Genomic DNA, 21005 nt, shown 5'->3' with positions numbered 1-21005 from the left:
TCTTTACTTCCCCTCTGTTAAAAGCTCTGGCTCGTTATCCCGTCCTCGGTGATGAACTTGTGGATCAGCTTGTGCAGCTCATCCCCGCCGATACCTGAGACACGCCCCTGTGCGTACTGTTCGTCCACCCACTTCTTCACGTAGGCCACTACAGGGCTGTGCTTGTCCACCTTGTGCTCGTCCTCGAGGCCGTAGTCCTCGTTGATCCACAGGGCGATGCCCGCGGCACCGGAGCTCTGGTTGATAGACACGCGAGGCGGTCTCTTGAGGAACTTCGCCGTGTCGAAAATGTTGTATATCTCCTCGTCCTTCATCAGGCCGTCCGCGTGGATGCCGGCCTTGGTGACGTTGAAGTTCTTTCCCACGAAAGGAGTCTGCTCCGGGATGTGGTATCCTATCTTGTTCTCGAAATACCTGGCCAGGTCCGTGATGACGGTCGTGTCCATTCCGTCCAGGGTGCCCCTCAGCTGAGCATACTCAAAGACCATGGCCTCCAGAGGCACATTGCCCGTCCTCTCGCCTATCCCGAAAAGAGTACAGTTCACGGCCGAGGCCCCGTAGAGCCAGGCTGTGGCGGCGTTCGTGACAGCCTTGTAAAAGTCGTTGTGTCCGTGCCACTCCAGCATCTCGCTAGGCACTCCGGCGTAGTGCTGCAGTCCGTAAACTATCCCGGACACCGACCTCGGCATGGAAACGCCGTTGTAAGGTATTCCGTATCCCAATGTGTCGCAGGCCCTGATCCTGACCGGCATCTTCGCCTGCTTGGACATGTCCATGATGGCCTTTACGAAAGGCACCACGAAGCCGTAGAAGTCCGCCCTGGTGATGTCCTCCAGATGACATCTCGGCACGACTCCGGCCTCGAATGCGTCGCTGATGACGCTGAGGTAGTGCTCCATGGCCTGGCGCCTGTTCATTCCAAGTTTCTTGAATATGTGGTAGTCGGAACAGCTGACCAGAATGCCGGTCTCCTTGACCCCGATGTCGTGGACGAGCTTGAAGTCTTCCTTCTTGGCCCTGATCCACGTTGTCACCTCAGGGAACTCGAGGCCCAGATCCATGCACCTCTGCACGGCCTCCTTGTCCTTGTCGCTGTATACGAAAAACTCCGTCTGCCGGAGAATGCCGTTCGGCCCCGACAGCCTGGACATCATCTTGTAGATGTCCACGATCTGGTCCACTGTAAAAGGAGCCCTGCTCTGCTGGCCGTCCCTGAAGGTGGTATCGGTGATCCAGATGTGCTCAGGCATCCCGAGAGGATTCCGCCTGAAGTTGAATGACACCTTAGGCACCTCTGTATACTCAAAAAAGTCCCTCATCAGATTCGGTTCTTCCACATCCTGGAGCTGATAATTGTAAGGATCTTGCTCAAGCAGATTGGTTCTCTTGTTAAGACTGATGTCGCTCAAAGCACACCTCCTGTTTTTCTCGGAAATTGTATATCGGTATTCTAAAACGCAATCTGTCATGTGTCAATCGTCCTGCATGATTACATACAATAAAAATAAGGCAGACCCGCTGCGAGTCCACCTTTTTAGCGGATTTCCGCCTCCCGGCCGCGCCGCTCTCCCCGGAGCATGGCGACATGAGGCAAAAACCTTTTTCAAGAGAATACTGTGTTTCGGGCACTGTATTCTGCTCTTTTTGTACTTATTTTTAATATTGTATGCAATTTCTGCAAATCTAGTCGTCCAGCATGGTGAAGATCTCTCCCCTGAGCTCCTTGTCCGTCTGGAATATCCCCCTCAGGGTGTGGGTCACGGTCCTGGCGCCTCTCGCTCTGATGCCCCTTGCAGTCATGCAGGAGTGCTCCGCCTTCACGAACACCGCCACGTCCTCCGTCCCGAGGATCATGGTGAGTATGTCCGCGATGTCGTTGCCGATCCTCTCCTGGAGCTGCAGCCTCTTGCACACCATGTCGGCTATCCTTGCCACCTTGGACAGTCCGATGACCTTCCCGTCCGGGATGTATGCTACAGACACGGTCATGTTGTACATCAGAGCGAGGTGATGCTCGCAGTGGCTGAAGCATTCTATACCCTTGATGAGCACGAGGTCGTTGGTGTCCTCGGTGAAGCACTTGTCGAACATGCGGGCGATCTCCTCGTTGGAGTAGCACATGCCCTGGAAGACCTCATTGTACATGTTGGCCACTCTGGCCGGGGTCTCCACCAGGCCCTCGCGCTCCGGGTCATCCCCGAGAGCGAGGATGATCTCCCTCACGGCTTTTTCAATTCTCTCTCCGTCTATTTCCTTCATCTGACCTCTCCTGTCTTATCAGACCCCTCTGGCCTCCGGGTCCCAGATGTACTTGTGGAGCTGCAGCTGGAGCCTGCACCTCTCCATGTGATGCTCCTTCATGAAGTCCACGATAGACGCCGGCTCGATCCTTCCAAAGACCGGACTCAGGTATGCCATGGCCTTCGGCCGGTATTTTTCCAGTATCTCCTGCGCCCTCTCCAGGTCTTGCGCGGTACCCACCACGAATTTCAAGGCGTCCTGCTGCCTGAGAAAGCCCAGGTTCTCCAGAAGCATGCTCTCCTCGCAGCCGCTGGAGGGACATTTGTAGTCCATGGTTATTATTGTCTCCGGGAAAAGGAACTGCCCTATCGGCGATGCGCCGTTGGTCTCGATGTTCACCTGGAAACCGTTCTGCGTAAGTGTCTCCACCAGCTCCTGCGCGCCCTCGTGTATCAGGGGCTCGCCGCCGGTGAGTGTGACGTTTCTGCATCCGTATCCTTTGACCTCTTCCACGATCTCCCGGATGTCCATCTCTGTTCCGGCGTTACCGTCCAGGGCGTATCCGGTGTCGCAGTAGCTGCACCTCAGGTCGCAGCCGGCCAGCCTTATGAACACCGCCAGTTCTCCCGCCCTCAGGCCTTCACCATCGATGCTGTAAAAGATCTCATTCACTATCATTCTATCGTCCGCCTGTGTCCCTTCAGTCCTTTATGTAACTGGCCACGTTATTCTCGCTCTCCTGCACGTCCACACGGTAGCAGCAGTCGAACTGACTGCATACCCAGCAGGCGATGTTCTCCGCGGTGGGATTGAATGGCAGCACCTGGTTCAGGTTCTTGTGGTCCAGCTGATCCTTGACGCGCTCCTTTATCTTCGTAAAGTCCATCACCATGCCGTTCTGATCCAGGGTCTCCGACTCCAGGTAGATGTCGATGATCCAGTTGTGCCCGTGGAGCTGTGTGCACTTGCTCTCATAATCCAGGGTGAGGCTGTGGGCGGCGCTCACCTCGATCCTCTTCTTAACTCGGTACATTTCTATGTCTCCCCGCCGTCTCCGGCGCTTCCTTACACTTCTTTTACTGGTACTCTATCGGATCCTCCACGCCGTTGGCCCGGAAGGCCGCAAGCCTGTCGATGCAGGTTGCGCAGGTGCCGCAGGCTTTTTCTCCTCCCTCGTAGCAGCTCCAGGTGAGCTCGTAAGGGACCTTGAGCCTGAGCCCTTCCTTTACCACTCTGGCCTTGTTCCAGTTCACGAGAGGCGCCTCCACAAGGACCTGCCCGCCGGTGCCAAGCGTTATGGCCTTCCCCATGGTCTCGGAAAACTCCCGGCTGCAGTCGGGATAGGCGTTCCCCGCCGCGTCGTCGGCGTGGGCTCCCAGGTATATGTGGGTGGTGTCGTCCGGGTAGATGGACATGGCAAGCGCCGCCGCTGAGGACATCATGAGTCCGTTCCTGAAGGGAACGTAGGTCTCAACGATGCCGCTGCCGCCCTTTTTCTCCAGCTGCTCTCCGTAGCTCTCGTGGATTATGTCCTTCGTGCTGTGCTCCAGGAGGGAGCAGTCGCTGTATTCCATTACGGGTGAAAGGTCCAGCTCGTAGTGATTCAGGTGGTAGTATTCAGCCACCGCCCTGGCGCACTGGAGCTCCTTCGAGTGCTTCTGGCCGTAAAAGACCGACACCGTGGACACGTTCTTTTCCCCGAAGCGTTCAACGGCCATGGCGACGCATGTCGTGCTGTCCACGCCGCCGCTGCTGAGGACCAGTGCCTTTTCCATTACCAGTTCTCCCTTCTGTCCAGCTGAGCAAAGATCCTGTTCTGTGCTATCTCCTCATACCTGGTGCCCGGTCTGCCCCAGGCGGCAAAAGGAAAAATGCTGATCCCTCCCCGCGGGTTGAAATCACCGCGCACCTCAATGTACTTCGGATCCATGAGCTCCTTGAGATCGTTCATGATGATGTTAACGCAGTCCTCGTGGAAATCCCCGTGGTTCCTGAAGCTGAAGAGATACAGCTTCAGCGACTTGCTCTCCACCATCTTCACGTCCGGCACGTAGTTTATGTATATGGTGCCGAAGTCCGGCTGGCCCGTCATCGGGCACAGGCTTGTGAACTCGGGGCACTTGAAGGTGACCATGTAGTCCCTGTCCTGATGCTTGTTCACGAAGGCCTCCAGCAGCCCGGGATCGTAGTCCGCGTCATACTTCGTCCCCTTGTTGCCCAGGAGGGTAAGGCCCTCCAGCTCTTCCTTGTTTCTCGACATTTGATATTTCTCCTTGAAATTAAAAAAGTCCCTCTCCTGATGATAGCGGGGAGGGACACTTGTTTCAACTGATCAGATGAACCATTCCGGATCCTGCCTTTTGTTGTACAGCCGCTCGAGGGCCACCCTGGAAGCCGCATACAGCGGTCCTGCGTAGCTCATGGCTCCCTCGGGGCAAGCCGCGATGCAGGCTGAGCAGGAGATGCACTTTTTTCCATCTACCTTCCTTGGGTCGTCCATGTTGATGGCCCCGACCGGGCAGATATCCCTGCACCTGCCGCAATTCGTGCAGGCGGAACCGGCGACGGGATGTATCGGGAACCTGGAAGGCTTTCTCGAAGGCAGATCGCCCTTGACGTTCAGGGGCGCCAGCCTGGCCTTCATCCCCTGTATCTCCGTCCCGCAGAACCTCCGTATCTTGTTGGCGGAGACCCTGGAAAATTCTATTATCTGCTGCAGGTCGTAGGCGTCCGGCCTGTCCTCGGCGATGGTCCCGAACATCGGATTCCTTGCGATAAAGGCTCCGGCGCTCACCACTCCGAAATTCTGGTCACACACCGTACAGTACAGCTCCTTGAGTGCGTCTCCGTAGGTGTTGTTTCCATATGACACCAGGACTATGGCCAGGGTGTCGTTCCCGTGGAGCTTCTTCAGCATCTCGGTGCAAACCTCCGGGATCCTGCCGGACAGGACCGGCATGCCCATGACCACGATGGTCTCGCTGTCCAGCGTGCGGTCTTCCTTAATGGGATCCTTCAGCAGATCCACGAAGCTGCGCCCGATAGGGTCGATACAGAGCTCGTCCAGTCTCTCAGATAATTCAGTTGTGATCTTCCTGGTGATCTTAGCCGTCTCTCCAGAGGGGCTGAAGAACATCCCAACCACATTCCTGATCATTTTTCTTCCATCTCTCCTCAAATACTTCTCTTTCTCCCGGATGGCGCACCGCGCCTCCACGTGACTTCAAATGGAATTTTACCACCTGACGCCATTTCTATAAGAAAGATCGGTGAAGAAAGAATGAAAAGAATGCCCCGAAAATCTTCTATTTCCTGCCGTACTTTTCGTCCCACGCTTCGAAGTAGTCTATCTTCATGCAGTGCTTGCAGTACTGGAGGACCTTCTGCACCTCGGCTCTCGCCTCTGCGGTACCCTCCTCAAGGACCTGTACCACCAGCTCAGGACGTGCCTCGTAGTAGGCCCTCTTCTCTCTGATCGGCGTCAGGAACTGGTTCATCACCTGGAAGAGGAACTTCTTGATCTTCACATCTCCCAGGCCGCCTCTCCTGTAGTGGTCCTTCAGCTCATCGAGGTTCTTGTACTCAGGCATGAACTTCTGAAAGTCCTCGTCCTTGCAGAACACGTCGAGATACGTGAACACCGTGTTGCCCTCCACATGGCCCGGATCGCTGACCTTCAGGTGCTGAGGGTCTGTATACATGCTCATGACCTTCTTCTGGAGGACGTCCTCAGGATCTGAAAGGTAGATGGTGTTCCCGAGGGACTTGGACATCTTGGCCTGTCCGTCAGTTCCCGGCAGCCTGAGGGCCGACTTGTTCTTCGGCAGGTAAATCTCCGGCTCGTTCAGCTCCGCGCCGTATGTGGCGTTGAACTTTCTCACTATCTCGCGGCACTGCTCCAGCATAGGCTCCTGATCCTCCCCGACAGGCACCGTTGTGGCGTTGAAGCCGGTGATGTCGGAAGCCTGGCTGATAGGATACGTGAAGAAGCCCACAGGCACGTTGGCCTCGAAGCCTCTCAGTTTTATTTCGTTCTTGACGGTAGGGTTCCTCTGGACTCTGGCTACCGTCACCATGTTCATGAAAAACATGGTCAGCTCGTGGAGCTCAGGGATCTCAGACTGGATGAGGATGGTCGTCTTCTTTGGGTCGATGCCTACCGACAGGTAGTCCAGCGCGCACTGGAAAACGCTGTCTCTCACCTTCTCAGGGTCGTCGAAGTTGTCCGTCAGGGCCTGGATGTCCGCCAGCATGACGAACACCTTGTCGAATTCGGGGTCGTCCTGTAGCTCCAGCCTCTGCTTGAGCGATCCAACGTAGTGTCCGATGTGAAGTCTTCCGGTAGGTCTGTCGCCTGTGAGCATTATTTTTCCACTCATGATTTTTCTCCTTAGTCAAATCTTCAGATGCGTTTCAGTTCCACTTGTCGTTTTCTGCGGAAAGCCGTGCGGCTCTCCGGGGCACGGGTCGCTGTCTGCCTCCAGCTCTCTAGGGCCGCCATCGCCTGTGCTCCCCAAAGGAGTCTTTGTCGTAGATCTTTTCCTCTGAAATGACCATGTCCATCCTCACGTCGTGTTCCTCCGTGACCACCTCGTCCAGGAGCATCTCCTCCAGGCACAGGGCGATCTTCGGACCTTTGAACTCCTGGAAAAACCTGTCGTAATATCCAGCGCCATGTCCCAGCCGCCGGAGCTCCCGGTCGCAGGTGACGCACGGCACCACGGCAAGGTCGATCTCCTCAGGAGAGATCACCGGCTCGTCTGCCGAAGGTTCCATGATCCCAAAGGCACCAGGCACCAGCTGCGTTTCACTGGTATACAGCCGGGCGTCCATGATCCCGGCTCCCCTGCACAGCGGGATGCAGACCCTCTTGCCACTGCTCAGGGCATCGGCGATGATCATGTCAGTGACCACCTCTTTGCCGAAGTTCATGTAACAAAAGATCGTGCCGGCATCTCGATATTCCGGGGTGTCGATCAGTGCCCTGGCTATGGACTTGCTGGCGGAGTCCACATACTCCGTGGAAAGCCCCTTGAGCCGGTCTGCCGCCTCCCTTCGCTGGACCTTCTTTTCTTTTTTGAGATCCTTTTCCATAAATACTCCCATGTATTCGGGTCTCCCCGCTCTCTCTTCGAAGCATTCAGGCCGCTACGCACTGGCTCCTGCGGTCTGCTGCTCCGCGTCCGGTATCCTATCTATTATATCCCTTCTTATCTTCCTGGTGTACAGTGCGGAGAGCGTAGTTCCCATTATCTCCGCTATCGGGAAGGCGAACCACACCGCGTTTACTCCGGCGATCCTGCCCAGGATCCAAGCCGCCGGCAGCAGTATTCCAAGCTGGCGGATCAGGGAGATGTTCATGCTGTAGACGCTCTTGCCCAGGGCCTGGAAAACGCTTCCTCTCATAATAGCATATCCGGCAAAGGGAAAGCACAGTGATATCGTCCTGAGCGCCCTCATACCCAGGGCCATCATCACCGGAGACGGATCGAAGAGGGACATGAGAACTCCGGGGATCAGCCAGAATATCAGCGTACCCGCTCCCATGAAGGCTACCGCGTAGTTCACGCTTATCTTCATGCACTGGCGGATGCGCCCCGGCTTCTGCGCCCCGTAGTTGTAGGCGATGATTGGGACCACGCCGTTGTTCATCCCGAATATCGGCATGAACACGAAGCTCTGGAGCTTGAAGTACGCCCCGAAGGTGGCCACCGCCGTGGTGGAGAAGCTCACCAGGATCAGGTTCATCCCGAAGACCATGATCGATCCCACGGCCTGCATGATTATGGACGGTACGCCGATAGAGTATATCTCCTTTATCATGAGGGGATCCGGGTGGAAGCCCTTCATGTTCAGATCAACTTCTTTGTTCTTTGTCACGTTGAAAAAGAGCCCAAGGCAGGTGCCCACGGTCTGGCCGAACACGGTGGCGATCGCTGCCCCGGCAACTCCCAGCTTCGGTGCCCCCAGTAGGCCGAAGATCAGGATCGGATCCATGATAACGTTTACGACGGCTCCGGACACCTGAATGAAAAAGATGTATTTTGTTTTCCCCGTGCCCTGGAGGATCCTCTCCATGGTCACCTGCATGGTCACCATGATCGACAGGCGGCACACTATGGAAAGGTACTGGGTGCCGTACTCAACTATCCTGGCATCGGATGTCTGGCTGGCTATGAAGTCCCCGGCGAAAAAGCTGAACACCAGGAATATGGAGTATCCGACGAAGGCCAGGAATATGCCGTTGTGGGCTACCCTGTCCACCTTTTCCATCTCTTTGGCCCCAAGGTATCTTGACAGCAGGGCACTCATGCCCACCGCCGTTCCTATGGACACAGCCATGATAAGGTTCTGTATAGGGAATGAAAGGGACACCGCCGTCAGCGCGTCCTCGTTCAGGTGCGCAACGAAAATGCTGTCCACGATGTTGTACAGCGACTGCACCAGCATGGATACCATGAGGGGCGCCGACATCTTGAGCAGCAGTCCCTGCACGGGCTCGTAGCCCATGGGGTTTTCTGTTTTTCTGTTTTCTGTGATGTTTTCACTCATGTATTCTGATCTCCCGTTGATGATGTGTGAAGTGGAATTTCTGAATATACAAAAGCTGTCCCCGTATGGGGACAGGTGTGGTCACGCTTCTGTTGCTCGCCTAATGGTAACACATTTTTGTATTATCACCAAACCGCGGCCCGGTGTTCGAGAAAAAGGACAATACGTGACGCGGCCGCGGAAAAAGGCTGCCTCACCTGGTGAAGCAGCCTTTCTCAAAAGAAGTAGTAAGAAGTATAGTAAGTGTATCTCTAGCGTTTCTAAGCTTCCGCGTCTGCTGACGCCCTTTCGACCTTCTTGAACTTGGAACCCTCGTCGATCTCGCCGGCGTTGAGCCTCTTGAAGTAGCTCCTGGTCTCGGCAACCACCACTCCGTTGAGGGCCACCAATCCGATGAGGTTCGGCAGGGCCATGAGTCCGTTGAAGATGTCAGCGAATGTCCATACGAAGTCCAGCGTCAGGAAAGGTCCGATGAGAACGGCCAGTATGTATACCCACCTGTAGACCTTTACGGCCTTCTGGTTCCTGTTGCTGAAGTACTCCAGGCAGCGCTCGCCGTAGTAGTCCCATCCGAGGATGGTCGTGTAGGCGAATATGGCAAGGCATACCATGAGGACTACTCCTCCGATGGCATCAGGCCAAGGCAGCCCCTTGCCGAATGCTCTCATGGTCACGGCAACGCCTTCCAGTCCTGCCTTGTCGGATCCGGTGAGGACGATGCTCAGTCCGGTGATGTTGCATATCACGATGGTGTCCAGGAATGTTCCGGTCATGGATACCAGGCCCTGTCTTACAGGCTCCTTGGTCTGTGCTGCGGCCGCTGCGATAGGAGCGGATCCGAGTCCGGACTCGTTGGAGAAGATGCCTCTTGCAACGCCCTTCTGCATTGCCACCATCATGGCGCCGAGCGCGCCGCCGGCCACGGCTTTTGCCCCGAAGGCCTCTTCTACGATGATTACGATGGCGTGAGGAACGTCAGTGATGTTCCAGAGGATGATCGCAACTCCGATGACAACATAAGTGATCATCATTGCAGGTACCACGAAGGAAGCCACGTTGGCGATCCTCTTGATGCCGCCGATTATTACCAGTGCAACGCACAGCGTTACAAGGATGGCAGCGATCAGAGTAGCCCATGAATATGAGTTGGCACCGATGCTGAATGCGATGTGCTCGTTGTTCGGGTCGAAAACGGTGTTGATCGCAGAGGTGATGGAGTTCACCTGGGTGATGGTACCTATGCCCATTACGCCGGCGGTGAATCCGAAGAAGGCGAACATCTTGGCCAGCCACTTCCACTTCTCTCCCATTCCGTTCTCGATGTAGTAGAAAGGTCCGCCCAGTGCGTGGCCGTCCTTGTCGATGACCCTGTATTTAATAGCCAGGAGGCCCTCTGCGTACTTGGTGGCCATTCCGAAGCAGGCGGCCACGATCATCCAGAAGAGGGCTCCCGGACCTCCTGTTACCACCGCCGTGGCGACGCCCACGATATTTCCTGTTCCTACAGTCGCGGCAAGCGCTGTCGTGAGGGCTCCGAAGCTCGTAACTTCTCCCTCACCGTCCTCCTCGTTGTGGACCATGTACTTGAGCGCCTTGCCAAGCTTTCTGAACTGCAGGAATCCCATTCTGACTGACAAAAGAATTCCTGTGCCCATGATCAGTACGATCAGCGGCACGCCCCACACATAGCCGTCGATCACCTCAAGAATCGCAGTAAATCTTTCCATTAGCTACCTCCAATGCGTTTTGTGCCCGGCGTTATGACAACCCATTAAACTATACCCTCGTACCGTGAATAATATTCATCCTATCTCTACGATCTCTCTATGCTCCCAATCCGGCGCCAGGCACCCGGTGAATTTCACCGCCCGGATCTGTAAATAAAAAAAATTCCGCCGGTTTTTCAACCGGTCCATCGGTACATGAGTAGATGATAAAGCGTGTTTTTATCGATGTCAACAAAGAATTTTTAAAATATTTGTTTGTCAAACTAAAATCAATGCACCTGAAAGCCTTGAAAATACTGGGGTTTGTACAGTTTTTCGTACAATCGTGCATAATTTATGAGAAAAAAGTATTTTTTTGACAATTAGCGTTTGCGAACATTTTCGCGGTCCTGATGGAAAAAGTTCCGAAAAAAGGAGATGCGGGCTGGCGGCATATGGCGAGCTGTGCGGGCGCAAGCGAAAGGCGCCAGACTGCAGCGGGATGTTCCAAGTGACACATTCCGCACGAAAAACCCGGCCCCTCCTGGGCCGGGCAAAAAGGTGAACTTGAGTGTCGGTTTCAAATGTGTGAATGCTAGATCAAATGTGTCTAAGTTAGTTGAGTTAGTGAGTTAAATGAGTGAGTGAATAAGTTAATGAGTTAAAAGGGTATTTTTCTCACGCTGCTATGGTGTCATATGATGCCGATGAACCGCCCGCCGGCGCACCACCGGATCACTTTTTTCAAATTTTTCCTGGTTCTACAGCAGGGATGCCACGAGCTCATCCAGCTTGCCCATGTCCTCTGTCGGCTCAAACCTGGCGACCACATTGCCGTTTCTGTCTACGACGAACTTCGTGAAGTTCCACTTGATGTCAGGGTTGCTCTCGTAGTCAGGGTCGATGGACTTGAGAAGGCCATCCATCTTTCCGGCGATCTCGCCGTCACCAAAGCCTTTGAATCCCTGCTGGCTCTTGAGGTATCCGTATACTGGAAGAGCGTTCTCGCCGTTGACGTCGGACTTCTTCATCTGCGGGAACTTCGTGTTGTAGTGCAGTGTGCAGAACTGGTGGATCTCCTCGTCGCTCTCCGGTGCCTGGTTCATGAACTGGTTGCACGGGATGTCGACGATCTCCAGCCCCTTGTCGTGGTACTTCTCGAACATCTCCTCGAGAGGTGCGTAGTGAGGTGTGAATCCGCAGCCTGTAGCTGTGTTCACGATGATCATCACCTTGCCCTTGTTGTCTGCCAGGTCGAACTGGCCGCCGTCTGGTGTTGGAATGCTGTAATCATATATTGACATATTCTGACCTCCGTTTCTGGTTGTCGTGTTTGATTGTGCGCAATTGATTTATTTGTCTGTATTTTATTGCGCGCAACTGAATTTGTCAAGGGGTTTGGAAAATTTTTTCGCGAAAAAACCGGCTGGGGTCGATCTCTAGCTGTGGCAAGCTCCTTTGTTATATACGGAATATACGCAGGTCCGAACACCGACGCTGGAAATGACGCCAGCATCGGATCGCAGCCGAGTTTCTGATATTCTGTACCGGCGATACCAGCCTGAATGAATGTAACGTTGAGCAGATGAGACCAATTATCTTAAATTTACCCCGGGATCTGAAAACATCGTCTTTCCGCTGTAGGGTTTCAAAAAAACATTGGTTTTCTACGACTAGACAACAGCTCTTGAAAATCCCGAGGTAAAGCCCTTGCTTGATCCACGCTGTCATCGAATCTGTACACCCTGTTTGCTCAGTTGTATTGGATTTAGAAGTGCACAGATGCAAATGTTATACAGATTTTTCTTTTCCAACTCTCCCGGACTACAACGAGAATTTGAAAAGTCACTATATCGTCGTAAAAAAATGCTGGAAATCTTGTACGTTACCCCGATTTTTCAGATATTTGAAATCTCGTGGCACCTCTCTGTAGTTTTCGTAAATCTCGGGGTAATATCCGGCGTTTTTATTATCTCCTCTTTCTTGCTCCACTATTTCTGGTTTTCCCGGTTTTAAACTGCCGCCACCGCAAAATAGACGCAATATTTCGGCAATAGAATGCCGGTTTTCGATATTATTTTGTTTGTCTAAAATCACGGTCAATGATATAACTTTCTCACCAAATGATGCAGGCATGGATATCCGGCGATCTTAGTTAATAACACAAAGGAAGGATCTGTAATGCTGAAAGGATTGATCTCAACGGTCAACGGCAGGATCTCTTTTCTTGAGATGCTGTTAGAAGAGCTGGTGAACGAATTAAGCACTGCGCCTCCCGGAAAAATCAAAGCTGTAAGGAACAAAGGAGTGGTCCAGTGCTACCACAGAATTTCACCGTCGGAAAAAACTGGCAGGTACATTAGAGGCAGTCAGAAGAAACTTATTCAAGCACTTATCCATAAGCGACTGTTCACTCAGATGCTGAATGCTGCTGCAAAAGAGCTGAAAATGCTGAAAAAGCTGAAAGATTTTTACGACTCTTGCTGCACAGTGGAAAACGTTCCGCTGAGCCTCCCACCATGTATCAGAGAATTGTTAAAAGATTCGCTCATGACTAATGAAGAGGCATGTGAACTGTGGGCATCCCAAAATTATAAAGGCAACGATTACTTTAAGGAAAACAAGCGATTCTTTTCATCGAACTTTTCTTCTGTCAGGTCAAAATCTGAATATATCATAGCAATGATTTTAGTCAGATATGGTATACCATTTTTTTATGAGAAGCCTTTACGCATCGTAAATGATGATTTCAGCAAGGTGATATATCCGGATATCACCATATGGGATGTTGAAAGCCGTCAGGAGATATATTGGGAACATTTTGGGATGATGGACGACCCCGACTACGCTCTCAAAGCGATAAAAAGGATCATGGAATATCAGCGAAGCGGCATCTACATTGGAGAACGTCTAATCATAACATTTGAGTCTTCCAACTCTCCTCTGGACACAAAGCATGTTGAGCGGATCTCCAAAAGATTGAACTCTGGTATTCAGATGCTGAAGGCAGAACCGCCGTGCATTTCATGCCCACCTGGTTTTGGAATATGGCCCGCGTCCTCTGACGCAATACACACCGAAACTTGAAATGAATGCCGGACATTTTCATCTCATCGACCTCCTCTTCAGGGAAGTCGACTCATTTTTCATTGACCGTTTTTTGTAAAAAAAGAGACCCCCGGAATCCTCCGAAAGCCTCTAAGAATGGAGCTACTGGCGAGAATCGAACTCGCAACCGCGGCGTTACGAATGCCGTGCTCTACCATTGAGCCACAGTAGCAAACTGCTCATATATTTTATACTATGAAAGAATTCTTTTCAACAGGAAATCTTCAGCGCCGCCCGTCCGAAACGCCCGCTGGCTGCCAAGCCGGTTCGCATATCTGATGGCCGCCACGTCAGCTGATCCGCCCTCCCGGGAGCAGAACGGCAGCGCGCCACTCTTCGATGGGATGGGCGGCATAAGTTTCAGATGTTTTTTTCATGAACTCCACGGGACCCGCCGGAACGGGCAGCCATTTTGTGGTATACTGAACGAGTTTTTCAGAAAGGATTTTCATGAAGAAATTATTCAGATTCATATTTAAAGGAATTCTGCTTCTGGTGATCCTTACCGTGGTGCTCAACGCTGCAGTGATCATCACCGGCGCACTTAATATGGAACAGAATTACGACAGTTCCTCGGGAAAGAACGCCGACTGCATCCTCGTCCTCGGGGCGGCTGTAAGGCCGGACGGCACGCCGAGCGGCGCCCTGAAGTCCCGGCTGAACAAGGCCATCGAGTTGTACGAGGCGGGTGCCGCGCCGAAACTCCTGTTATCTGGAGACAACGGCCAGACCAACTACAACGAGGTGGAAGTCATGAAGAACTACGTGCTGGCCGCGGGAATCCCGTCCAGCGATATCTTCCTTGATCACGCCGGCTTCTCCACCTACGAGAGCATATACAGGGCGAAGGCTGTTTTTCAGGTAAAAAGGCCTGTCATCGTCACCCAGAAGTATCACGAATACCGCGCGGTATTCACTGCCCGCATGCTGGGCCTGAGCCCGGTGGGCGTGCCTTGCAGCACCTCTTTTTCAAGCAATTCCACATCACAGGACGTGCGGGAATACTTCGCCAGGTGCAAAGCGGTCTTCCAGTGCATCGCAAAGCCGGATCCCACATATCTGGGCACGGCCATCCCGATCTCCGGAGACGGCACCGCCAGCTGGTAACAAGTCCACTCCGCCGGCCGCAGAAAGACGGCCGGTTTTTTTATTTTCTCAATTGTCATCGGGCCGGCATAGGGATAGAATAAAAGTTGTTTTGTTACAGTTTAAAATCGTTTAATATATATTGGATTAGTTCGAGTTTGCAGATCATTCTATCTATAAAGGGGGATCCATGAAAAAGTACATTTTCGTCACTGGTGGAGTTATTTCAGGACTGGGTAAGGGAATCACCGCCGCAGCTCTGGGCCGCCTGCTGAAGGCCAGAGGCTACAAGGTAGTCAGTCAGAAGCTGGATCCCTATATCAACATAGACCCGGGCACCATGAGCCCTTACCAGCACGGCGAGGTCTTCGTGACCGAGGACGGAGCCGAGACCGACCTGGATCTGGGCCACTACGAGAGATTCATCGATGAGAACCTCAACAAGTACTCCAACCTCACAACAGGAAAAGTCTACTGGAACATCCTCAACAAGGAGCGCGCCGGAGACTACCTGGGCAGCACCGTACAGGTCATCCCTCACGTGACCGACGAGATCAAGAGCTTCGTCTACACAGTAGGCAAGACCACCGACGCCGACATCATCATCACCGAGATCGGCGGCACCACCGGCGACATCGAGAGCCAGCCTTTCCTGGAGGCCATCCGCCAGATCTCCATCGAGGTAGGCAGGGAAAACTGCCTCTTCATCCACGTTACCCCGATCCTGTACGTGGCAAGCTCCGGAGAGTACAAGTCGAAGCCGACACAGCACTCCGTCAAGGAGCTGAGAGGCCTGGGCATCTCGCCTGACATGATCGTCCTCAGGACGCCGTGCCGCATGGACGACGATATCCTGAACAAGGTCTCCCTTTTCTGCAACGTGAAGAAGGACTGTGTCATCCAGAACCTGGACGTCGACCAGCTGTACGAGGCGCCGGTGATGCTGGAAAAAGAGCACTTCTCCGAGATTGTCTGCCGCGAGCTGAACATCGAGGCAAGCCCTCTCGAGATGTCCGGATGGATGCAGATGCTGGACAGAGTACACCACCTCTCCGGCAAGGTCACCATCGCCCTCATCGGAAAGTACGTCAAGCTCCACGACGCATATCTCTCGGTCGCAGAGGCTCTGCGCCACGGTGGCTACGAGAACGGCGTGGACGTGGACATCAAGTGGATCGAGTCGGAGGACCTGGAAAGATCCGATGACCTGGACGAGATCCTCGGCGATGTGGACGGCATCCTCGTGCCGGGCGGCTTCGGTCAGAGGGGTGTAGAAGGAAAGATCCTTGCCGGCTCATACGCCAGGACCCACGACGTGCCTTACCTGGGCATCTGCCTGGGCATGCAGACGGCGGTCATCTCTTTTGCCAGAGACGTGCTGGGCCTGAAGGACGCCAACTCCGGAGAGTTCGACGAGCGCAGCCAGCACAGAGTCATCGACCTGATGCCTGACCAGAGAGGCAACGTTCCGAAGGGCGGCACAATGCGCCTGGGCGCTTACCCTTGCTGGGTACGCCCTGACAGCATCATGGAGGACGCCTACAAGACATGCGGAAGTACCTTCATCAGAGATGACGACGAGGGCCGCCTGATCATAGACGAGAGGCACAGACACAGATACGAGTTCAACAACGACTACAGAGAGCAGGTCGAGGCCGCCGGCATGAAGATCACCGGCACCTCTCCTGACAACAGGCTGGTGGAGGCCGTTGAGATCCCTGAGAACAGGTTCTTCGTGGCCGTTCAGTACCACCCTGAGTTCAAGTCGAGGCCGAACGCGGCTCATCCGCTTTTCAGGGAGTTCATCAAGGCCAGCAAGGAGACCGAGAGGTAGCCTGAAGATCCGAACGGCAGACCGGAGCGGATGCTCAGGTCGCGCGTGAAACGTTTTTACACAAAAAAAGCGGGCAGGTCCGCCCGGCGAAACAGATATCAGATAAGATATCGTCGCCGGCAGGCCTGCCCTTTTGTTGTGCGCGAGTCTTGCGAGATGCCCGCGTGTGAACGTCCGGCGCGGATGCACCACACGCCTAGTTTTCCTCGGAAAAGCGTCTCGCGGCTTTTTTTGCGGCCGCGTCTCCGCGCTGGCACCGGTTGCCCCAGCTGTCGATCATCTGGCCGTCTCTGTACACGCAGATGATCTCGCAGTTGTTCGGGCAGCCGCCGCAGTTGATCTCACGAGTGATGAACTCCATGTCCTCTATGTCGAAGCTGAATTCCTTTCTCTTCTTGCTGCGGCGGGCAAGGATGGCCGCACCGATGGCCCCCATGAGGTGTCCGTTCTCGTCAACGAGCACCGGACATCCGAGCTGTCGCTCGAAGGCCTTCACGACGCCGATGTTCTTGGAGACGCCGCCCTGGAACACGACCGGAGACAAAATCTTTTTCCCCTTGCCCACGTTGTTCAGATAGTTCCCCACAACAGCCTGGCACAGGCCCGCCACGATGTCCTCCCTGGTGTGCCCCACCTGAATCTTGTGGACCAGGTCGGACTCCGCAAAAACGGTGCACCTGGCGGCGATCTGTGTAGGGTGGCTGGACTTCAGGGCGATCTCCCCCATCTCCTCTACCGGGATGCCCAGTCTGTTGGACTGGCTGGAGAGGAATGCGCCTGTTCCGGCGGCGCAAAGGGTGTTCATGGCGTAGTCGATGGCGACGCCGTTTTCCACCAGGATTATCTTGGAGTCCTGTCCGCCGATCTCAAGAATGGTGCGGACATCAGGATGGAACGTGGTGGTGCCGACTGCGTGAGCGGTGATCTCGTTTTTCACCACGGTGGCTCCGACCACCGTCCCCACCAGCTGACGGGCGCTGCCCGTGGTGCCCGTTCCGACGATCCTGTATTCTTCCCCGGAGACCTGCTCTTCCAGGAGGTGCAGCAGCTGCTTCACCGCGCCGATCGGGTTCCCCTCGGTCCAGATGTAGGCGCTGGCCACTATCCTGTTGTCCTTTGTGAGGATCACTCCCTTGGTGGAGATGGATCCAACATCTATTCCCATGTATACATCTTCCATCAGTGTATGACCTTCTTTCTCATCTCTATCATGTCGTAAAAAGCCTCTATCCTCGTCTGGAATCCCGCGCTCCCGTCCTGGGAATCGTAGGTCAGGTACAGGATCGGGATCTTGTAGTCCTCTCCTATCCGCTGGAGCACCGGGATTATGTCGATCTCGGGAGTACAGCCGGCGCTCTTCACGTGGATCAGGCCGTCATAGCCCCTTTCCGCGCAGTCCTTGGCGTACCAGATGTTGGCCGTGGATGTCGGCCCCATCTCGTAAGTGCAGTATTCTCTTATCCTGGCGTTCAGGTTTTTCTCGCCCGGATAGTGAAGATTGCGGTTGGAGACGTTCATCCAGCGGTGGACCTCCACCCCCAGGTCGGCGAGGGTCTGCTCCAGGTCTATATTGGAAAATTCGTCCATGACGGTGAAATACTCACCCAGGACCCCGACTTTGAGAGGGAACGGTCCCTTGTCCACAGGTATGGAGTCGAAGGTCTCGCGGCAGCGGTCATATCCCTCGTCTATGTCCGAGCCCTTCTGCGCCTTGCTCATGTCGTCCATGAAACGGTCAAAAGCCTTCCTGTACTGTCCTTTCGTTATCTCGAACCCGCAGTTCTGGTAGTAAAGGCTCTCTATCGTATCGATGCGCTCCAGCATTTTCAGGCCGTCGATGCCGGCTTTTCCGAGCGGCACGGCCTTGGCGTCGGGGTTCAGCTTCCGCAGGGCCTTCAGGTAGTCCTTGCTCTTCCCCGTGGTGTATTCTGCCAGATTCAGATAGTCGAATTCGTATCCCAGGTCTCTCAGTATGGTCTCTGCCAGCTCTCCGTAATACCCGAGGCGGCAGTAGCCAAACACCATGATCAGTGTGTCCGCCCCCGCCTCCAGGGCCTCGATCATGCTTCCGAGGATCGTCTTAAAAGGCGTACAGACCATGTCTGGAGCGTATTTCACTCCAAGGTTCAGCGTGTGCCTGGTCATAGGAGGCTGCATGATGTAGGTCTGCTTCAGCCCCTGCTCAACGAAGTAGCGCACCACCTCGTTGTACCTGGCCACCATGGGAAAGGCGATCTTTCTGTTTTTCTTTTCCCCCATGCTATTCCCCCTTCCTCATTTCAAGAATGTCCACGAAGCTCTCCAGCCTGGTATCCAATCCGGCGGATCCTGTCTGGTCGTCCAGGGTCATCTGGAGCACTGGGACCTTTGTTATGCTGTTTTTGTGGATGAGCATGTCGTTCACCATGGAATCCAGGGCGCACGGATACACGGCGAGAAGGATGATGCCGTCCACCTGAGGGTAGTGCATCACCAGCGAGCCCACGATCTCCCGGGAGAGCTCCCACTTGAGCGTAGGAGATGCCTTTTCCGATTCCCTCAGGGCCTGCTTCCTGTCCACCTGATCCGCCCTTATCACGGTCACGCCCATCTTCTCCAGCTTCTGGAACACCGGCTTCCCGATGTACTCGTCGTCCAGGACGTAGCTGTGCCCCGCCAGGATCAGCTTGAGGCCATCCTTGTGGTACAGGGCCTCTGTCCTCCTGGCGGCCGCGGCATTGGCTTCCTCCTGGGCCCTCGAGGCGACCTTGTAGGCGTGGGCGCTGTTTTTCCCGGAAAAGCCCAGCCCCGTGGCCATCTCGATCATGGCCCGCTTCTCATCCTTTCTTTTTCCCGAGTCCACATCATAGGACAGGACTTTGAAGCTGCTGTCACGGAAGATGTTGGACACCAGGTCGGGCAGGGCCTCGAAGTTGGTGCACATGACCCGCCTGATTCCGAAATCCAGGATCCTCGGCACCAGCACGTGGGTGCACTTTCCCCGGAGGGCGTCCACGTGGCCCATGTATATCTTCATGGCCATGCACATCTCAGAGGCGGAGCGCTCCGCCCCCTTCCTCATTATCTCCAGATTGGTCTCCGGGCTGACGGTGGTCTTCACCCCGAGCTCCCTGAAAAAAGTCTCCCAGAGCACTCTGTATCTGAAATACAGAAGCGCTCTCGGGAGCCCCACCACCATCTCGTCGGTCGTATTTTCCCTTCCAGGCATTTTTATCATGTTCATAGAAATCTCCTTCAGTGTCTCCTCACGCCGGATCTTCTGCCGGATCCTCCTTCACCACCACACGGAACTCACCATCTCTGATGTCCGGGTCGCTCCGGTACCTGATGTTCAGCCGGAGAAATTCCTCGGCGAATCTTTTTCTGTTCTCCCCGGAGTTGCCTATCATGTTGGAAAACCATGCCGGGCTGGAGAACACGTCTACCTTCAGCGTCCGGTCTCTCCTGATGTTCGCGCCACGTTCCTCTCCGGCGCTTACGTCCCCGGCGTCAGCCGCCTGAGCTTCCGCCTGCGACGAAGCCTTTTCCAGCAAAGGCTCGATCTTTTCCCGGGCGATCCGCCCCTCCACCAGCTGGCGAAAAGCCGGATGATATGTTCCGCCGTTTATGGCGCCTCCGTCACCGATGATGTCGGTGCTCTTGAGTCCCACGCGCATGATCCGTATACCGGCATCGTCCAGGATCCTGTACATGTCAGCGGTGGTGGCCACGGCTTCCTCTCTGGTGAGCGGCGTGTACAGTCCTTCACGGTACATCTGGTAAAGGCGCGTATCGTCCAGCACGATGGTCGGATACAGCCTGGCCAGCTCCGGCTCCAGCTTCACGGCCTCGCGTGCGGACATGACGCAGCTCTCCCTGGAGTCCCCGGGGAGGCCGATCATGAGCTGTATGCCCAGCTCGAATCCGTATGACCTGATGAGCCTCGAAGCCCTGCGGGTGTCGTCGGCCGTATGGCCACGGTTCGAGAGGGCCAGCACCCGGTCGTCGAAGGACTGGGCGCCGAGCTCGATCACGTCCACGCCGTGAGCCCTGAGATTTTCCAGGATCTCCTCGTCGATGAAGTCGGGCCTGGTGGACAGGTGGAGCTTAGTGACGACCCCGCTGTCCTTGTATTTTTTCGCCACGTCAAGGTAGGCAGACTGCATTTCCATGGGAATGCCGGTAAAGCTTCCCCCGTAAAAGGCGATCTCCACTTCAGCGTCCCGGAGCGTCGTGAGCCACTGTTTTATTGTGGCGTCCACCTGGCGGGTATCCGGTGCGGCGGTCCTGGCGGTTATCTCCCGCTGATTGCAGAAGACGCAGTCGTAGGGGCACCCCAGGTGCGGTATGAAAATTGGTATGATAGCGTGTTTTTTTCCGTTTTTCTTCATTATCTCCGCTGCGTCTCCGCCGCATGCAAAAGGCCGGTCACGGAACCGGACCAACCGTATCTGTCCGGGAAGTCCGGTTTTTCCGCCTTTCGGTCATCGGGGCCGCTG

At 54.7% G+C, this 21005-nt stretch carries 20 protein-coding genes and 1 tRNA gene; 3 read left to right on the top strand and 18 right to left on the bottom strand.

Going from position 1 to position 21005, the window contains the following annotated elements:
* Positions 1-17: 17 nt before the first annotated feature.
* The 13 genes from BQ7382_RS09045 to BQ7382_RS08985 form a co-directional block, all read right to left on the bottom strand.
* Positions 18-1409: a beta/alpha barrel domain-containing protein gene (locus BQ7382_RS09045; protein ID WP_077391780.1), complete on the bottom strand. Its 1392-nt coding sequence runs from the start codon at positions 1407-1409 to the stop codon at positions 18-20.
* Positions 1410-1683: 274 nt separating this feature from the next.
* Positions 1684-2259 (bottom strand): GTP cyclohydrolase I FolE, encoded by a 576-nt coding sequence (gene folE / locus BQ7382_RS09040; RefSeq protein WP_077391779.1) that lies wholly within the window; start codon positions 2257-2259, stop codon positions 1684-1686.
* A gap of 18 nt (positions 2260-2277) precedes the next feature.
* Positions 2278-2919, bottom strand: a complete 642-nt coding sequence (gene queE / locus BQ7382_RS09035) for a putative 7-carboxy-7-deazaguanine synthase QueE (protein WP_077391778.1) — start codon at positions 2917-2919, stop codon at positions 2278-2280.
* A gap of 22 nt (positions 2920-2941) precedes the next feature.
* Entirely contained in the window at positions 2942-3274 is a 333-nt protein-coding gene (gene queD, locus BQ7382_RS09030; RefSeq protein WP_077391777.1) for a 6-carboxytetrahydropterin synthase QueD, read from the bottom strand.
* A 43-nt stretch (positions 3275-3317) separates the two neighbouring features.
* Positions 3318-4016: a 7-cyano-7-deazaguanine synthase QueC gene (gene queC / locus BQ7382_RS09025; protein WP_077391776.1), complete on the bottom strand. Its 699-nt coding sequence runs from the start codon at positions 4014-4016 to the stop codon at positions 3318-3320.
* Positions 4016-4501: a preQ(1) synthase gene (queF, locus tag BQ7382_RS09020; protein ID WP_077391775.1), complete on the bottom strand. Its 486-nt coding sequence runs from the start codon at positions 4499-4501 to the stop codon at positions 4016-4018. Before queF ends, queC begins: the two co-directional genes overlap by 1 nt.
* Before the next feature lie 72 nt (positions 4502-4573).
* On the bottom strand, positions 4574-5398 hold the full coding sequence (locus tag BQ7382_RS09015) for a 4Fe-4S dicluster domain-containing protein (protein ID WP_077391774.1): 825 nt from the start codon (positions 5396-5398) through the stop codon (positions 4574-4576).
* A 148-nt stretch (positions 5399-5546) separates the two neighbouring features.
* The gene (gene trpS, locus BQ7382_RS09010) at positions 5547-6620 is read right to left on the bottom strand and encodes a tryptophan--tRNA ligase (protein ID WP_077391773.1); all 1074 of its coding nucleotides are present in this window, start codon (positions 6618-6620) and stop codon (positions 5547-5549) included.
* Positions 6621-6729: 109 nt separating this feature from the next.
* The gene (locus tag BQ7382_RS09005) at positions 6730-7347 is read right to left on the bottom strand and encodes a 5-formyltetrahydrofolate cyclo-ligase (protein ID WP_077391772.1); all 618 of its coding nucleotides are present in this window, start codon (positions 7345-7347) and stop codon (positions 6730-6732) included.
* A gap of 42 nt (positions 7348-7389) precedes the next feature.
* Positions 7390-8793 (bottom strand): MATE family efflux transporter, encoded by a 1404-nt coding sequence (locus tag BQ7382_RS09000; protein WP_077391771.1) that lies wholly within the window; start codon positions 8791-8793, stop codon positions 7390-7392.
* 260 nt (positions 8794-9053) lie between these two features.
* Positions 9054-10520 (bottom strand): alanine/glycine:cation symporter family protein, encoded by a 1467-nt coding sequence (locus BQ7382_RS08995; RefSeq protein WP_077391770.1) that lies wholly within the window; start codon positions 10518-10520, stop codon positions 9054-9056.
* 740 nt (positions 10521-11260) lie between these two features.
* The gene (locus tag BQ7382_RS08990) at positions 11261-11803 is read right to left on the bottom strand and encodes a glutathione peroxidase (RefSeq protein WP_077391769.1); all 543 of its coding nucleotides are present in this window, start codon (positions 11801-11803) and stop codon (positions 11261-11263) included.
* Between the two features lie 544 nt (positions 11804-12347).
* Complete coding sequence (locus BQ7382_RS08985; RefSeq protein ID WP_144082128.1) at positions 12348-12635, bottom strand: hypothetical protein; 288 nt, start codon at positions 12633-12635, stop codon at positions 12348-12350.
* 45 nt (positions 12636-12680) lie between these two features.
* Here BQ7382_RS08985 and BQ7382_RS08980 point away from each other — a divergent pair, with 45 nt between their 5' ends.
* Positions 12681-13586, top strand: a complete 906-nt coding sequence (locus BQ7382_RS08980) for a hypothetical protein (protein WP_077391767.1) — start codon at positions 12681-12683, stop codon at positions 13584-13586.
* Between the two features lie 118 nt (positions 13587-13704).
* On the opposite strand, the gene BQ7382_RS08975 is transcribed toward BQ7382_RS08980, so the two are convergent.
* Positions 13705-13779, bottom strand: a tRNA-Thr gene (locus tag BQ7382_RS08975).
* Positions 13780-14057: 278 nt separating this feature from the next.
* Between BQ7382_RS08975 and BQ7382_RS08970 the strand changes: the two genes are divergently transcribed.
* Positions 14058-14714 (top strand): SanA/YdcF family protein, encoded by a 657-nt coding sequence (locus tag BQ7382_RS08970; protein WP_077391766.1) that lies wholly within the window; start codon positions 14058-14060, stop codon positions 14712-14714.
* A 169-nt stretch (positions 14715-14883) separates the two neighbouring features.
* The gene (locus BQ7382_RS08965; protein ID WP_077391765.1) at positions 14884-16527 is read left to right on the top strand and encodes a CTP synthase; all 1644 of its coding nucleotides are present in this window, start codon (positions 14884-14886) and stop codon (positions 16525-16527) included.
* Positions 16528-16723: 196 nt separating this feature from the next.
* Here the strand turns inward: BQ7382_RS08965 and BQ7382_RS08960 are convergent, their stop codons facing one another.
* Genes BQ7382_RS08960 through BQ7382_RS08945 form a run of 4 tightly spaced genes read right to left on the bottom strand, consistent with a single transcriptional unit; the run spans position 16724 to position 20897 of the window.
* On the bottom strand, positions 16724-17707 hold the full coding sequence (locus tag BQ7382_RS08960; protein ID WP_077391764.1) for an acyl-CoA dehydratase activase: 984 nt from the start codon (positions 17705-17707) through the stop codon (positions 16724-16726).
* Positions 17707-18786, bottom strand: a complete 1080-nt coding sequence (locus BQ7382_RS08955; protein ID WP_077391763.1) for a 2-hydroxyacyl-CoA dehydratase — start codon at positions 18784-18786, stop codon at positions 17707-17709. Before BQ7382_RS08955 ends, BQ7382_RS08960 begins: the two co-directional genes overlap by 1 nt.
* A gap of 1 nt (position 18787) precedes the next feature.
* The gene (locus BQ7382_RS08950; RefSeq protein WP_235847993.1) at positions 18788-19750 is read right to left on the bottom strand and encodes an acyl-CoA dehydratase activase-related protein; all 963 of its coding nucleotides are present in this window, start codon (positions 19748-19750) and stop codon (positions 18788-18790) included.
* Between the two features lie 22 nt (positions 19751-19772).
* The gene (locus BQ7382_RS08945; protein ID WP_077391762.1) at positions 19773-20897 is read right to left on the bottom strand and encodes an elongator complex protein 3; all 1125 of its coding nucleotides are present in this window, start codon (positions 20895-20897) and stop codon (positions 19773-19775) included.
* Between the last annotated feature and the right edge of the window lie 108 nt (positions 20898-21005).

Origin of the sequence: Mobilibacterium timonense (assembly GCF_900155555.1) — a bacterium.
GTDB classification, from domain to species: domain Bacteria; phylum Bacillota; class Clostridia; order Peptostreptococcales; family Anaerovoracaceae; genus Allobaileyella; species Allobaileyella timonense.
The sequence above is the reverse complement of the archived record's forward strand: the minus strand, read 5'-3'. Positions and strand labels throughout refer to the sequence as shown.

What these genes read in the sequence shown, in the direction of transcription:
- folE (WP_077391779.1), bottom strand. Translation starts at nt 2,259, where the DNA reads ATGAAGGAAATAGACGGAGAGAGAATTGAAAAAGCCGTGAGGGAGATC.
- queE (WP_077391778.1), bottom strand. Translation starts at nt 2,919, where the DNA reads ATGATAGTGAATGAGATCTTTTACAGCATCGATGGTGAAGGCCTGAGG.
- queD (WP_077391777.1), bottom strand. Translation starts at nt 3,274, where the DNA reads ATGTACCGAGTTAAGAAGAGGATCGAGGTGAGCGCCGCCCACAGCCTC.
- queC (WP_077391776.1), bottom strand. Translation starts at nt 4,016, where the DNA reads ATGGAAAAGGCACTGGTCCTCAGCAGCGGCGGCGTGGACAGCACGACA.
- queF (WP_077391775.1), bottom strand. Translation starts at nt 4,501, where the DNA reads ATGTCGAGAAACAAGGAAGAGCTGGAGGGCCTTACCCTCCTGGGCAAC.
- BQ7382_RS09015 (WP_077391774.1), bottom strand. Translation starts at nt 5,398, where the DNA reads ATGATCAGGAATGTGGTTGGGATGTTCTTCAGCCCCTCTGGAGAGACG.
- trpS (WP_077391773.1), bottom strand. Translation starts at nt 6,620, where the DNA reads ATGAGTGGAAAAATAATGCTCACAGGCGACAGACCTACCGGAAGACTT.
- BQ7382_RS09005 (WP_077391772.1), bottom strand. Translation starts at nt 7,347, where the DNA reads ATGGGAGTATTTATGGAAAAGGATCTCAAAAAAGAAAAGAAGGTCCAG.
- BQ7382_RS09000 (WP_077391771.1), bottom strand. Translation starts at nt 8,793, where the DNA reads ATGAGTGAAAACATCACAGAAAACAGAAAAACAGAAAACCCCATGGGC.
- BQ7382_RS08995 (WP_077391770.1), bottom strand. Translation starts at nt 10,520, where the DNA reads ATGGAAAGATTTACTGCGATTCTTGAGGTGATCGACGGCTATGTGTGG.
- BQ7382_RS08990 (WP_077391769.1), bottom strand. Translation starts at nt 11,803, where the DNA reads ATGTCAATATATGATTACAGCATTCCAACACCAGACGGCGGCCAGTTC.
- BQ7382_RS08985 (WP_144082128.1), bottom strand. Translation starts at nt 12,635, where the DNA reads ATGCCTGCATCATTTGGTGAGAAAGTTATATCATTGACCGTGATTTTA.
- BQ7382_RS08980 (WP_077391767.1), top strand. Translation starts at nt 12,681, where the DNA reads ATGCTGAAAGGATTGATCTCAACGGTCAACGGCAGGATCTCTTTTCTT.
- BQ7382_RS08970 (WP_077391766.1), top strand. Translation starts at nt 14,058, where the DNA reads ATGAAGAAATTATTCAGATTCATATTTAAAGGAATTCTGCTTCTGGTG.
- BQ7382_RS08965 (WP_077391765.1), top strand. Translation starts at nt 14,884, where the DNA reads ATGAAAAAGTACATTTTCGTCACTGGTGGAGTTATTTCAGGACTGGGT.
- BQ7382_RS08960 (WP_077391764.1), bottom strand. Translation starts at nt 17,707, where the DNA reads ATGGAAGATGTATACATGGGAATAGATGTTGGATCCATCTCCACCAAG.
- BQ7382_RS08955 (WP_077391763.1), bottom strand. Translation starts at nt 18,786, where the DNA reads ATGGGGGAAAAGAAAAACAGAAAGATCGCCTTTCCCATGGTGGCCAGG.
- BQ7382_RS08950 (WP_235847993.1), bottom strand. Translation starts at nt 19,750, where the DNA reads ATGAACATGATAAAAATGCCTGGAAGGGAAAATACGACCGACGAGATG.
- BQ7382_RS08945 (WP_077391762.1), bottom strand. Translation starts at nt 20,897, where the DNA reads ATGAAGAAAAACGGAAAAAAACACGCTATCATACCAATTTTCATACCG.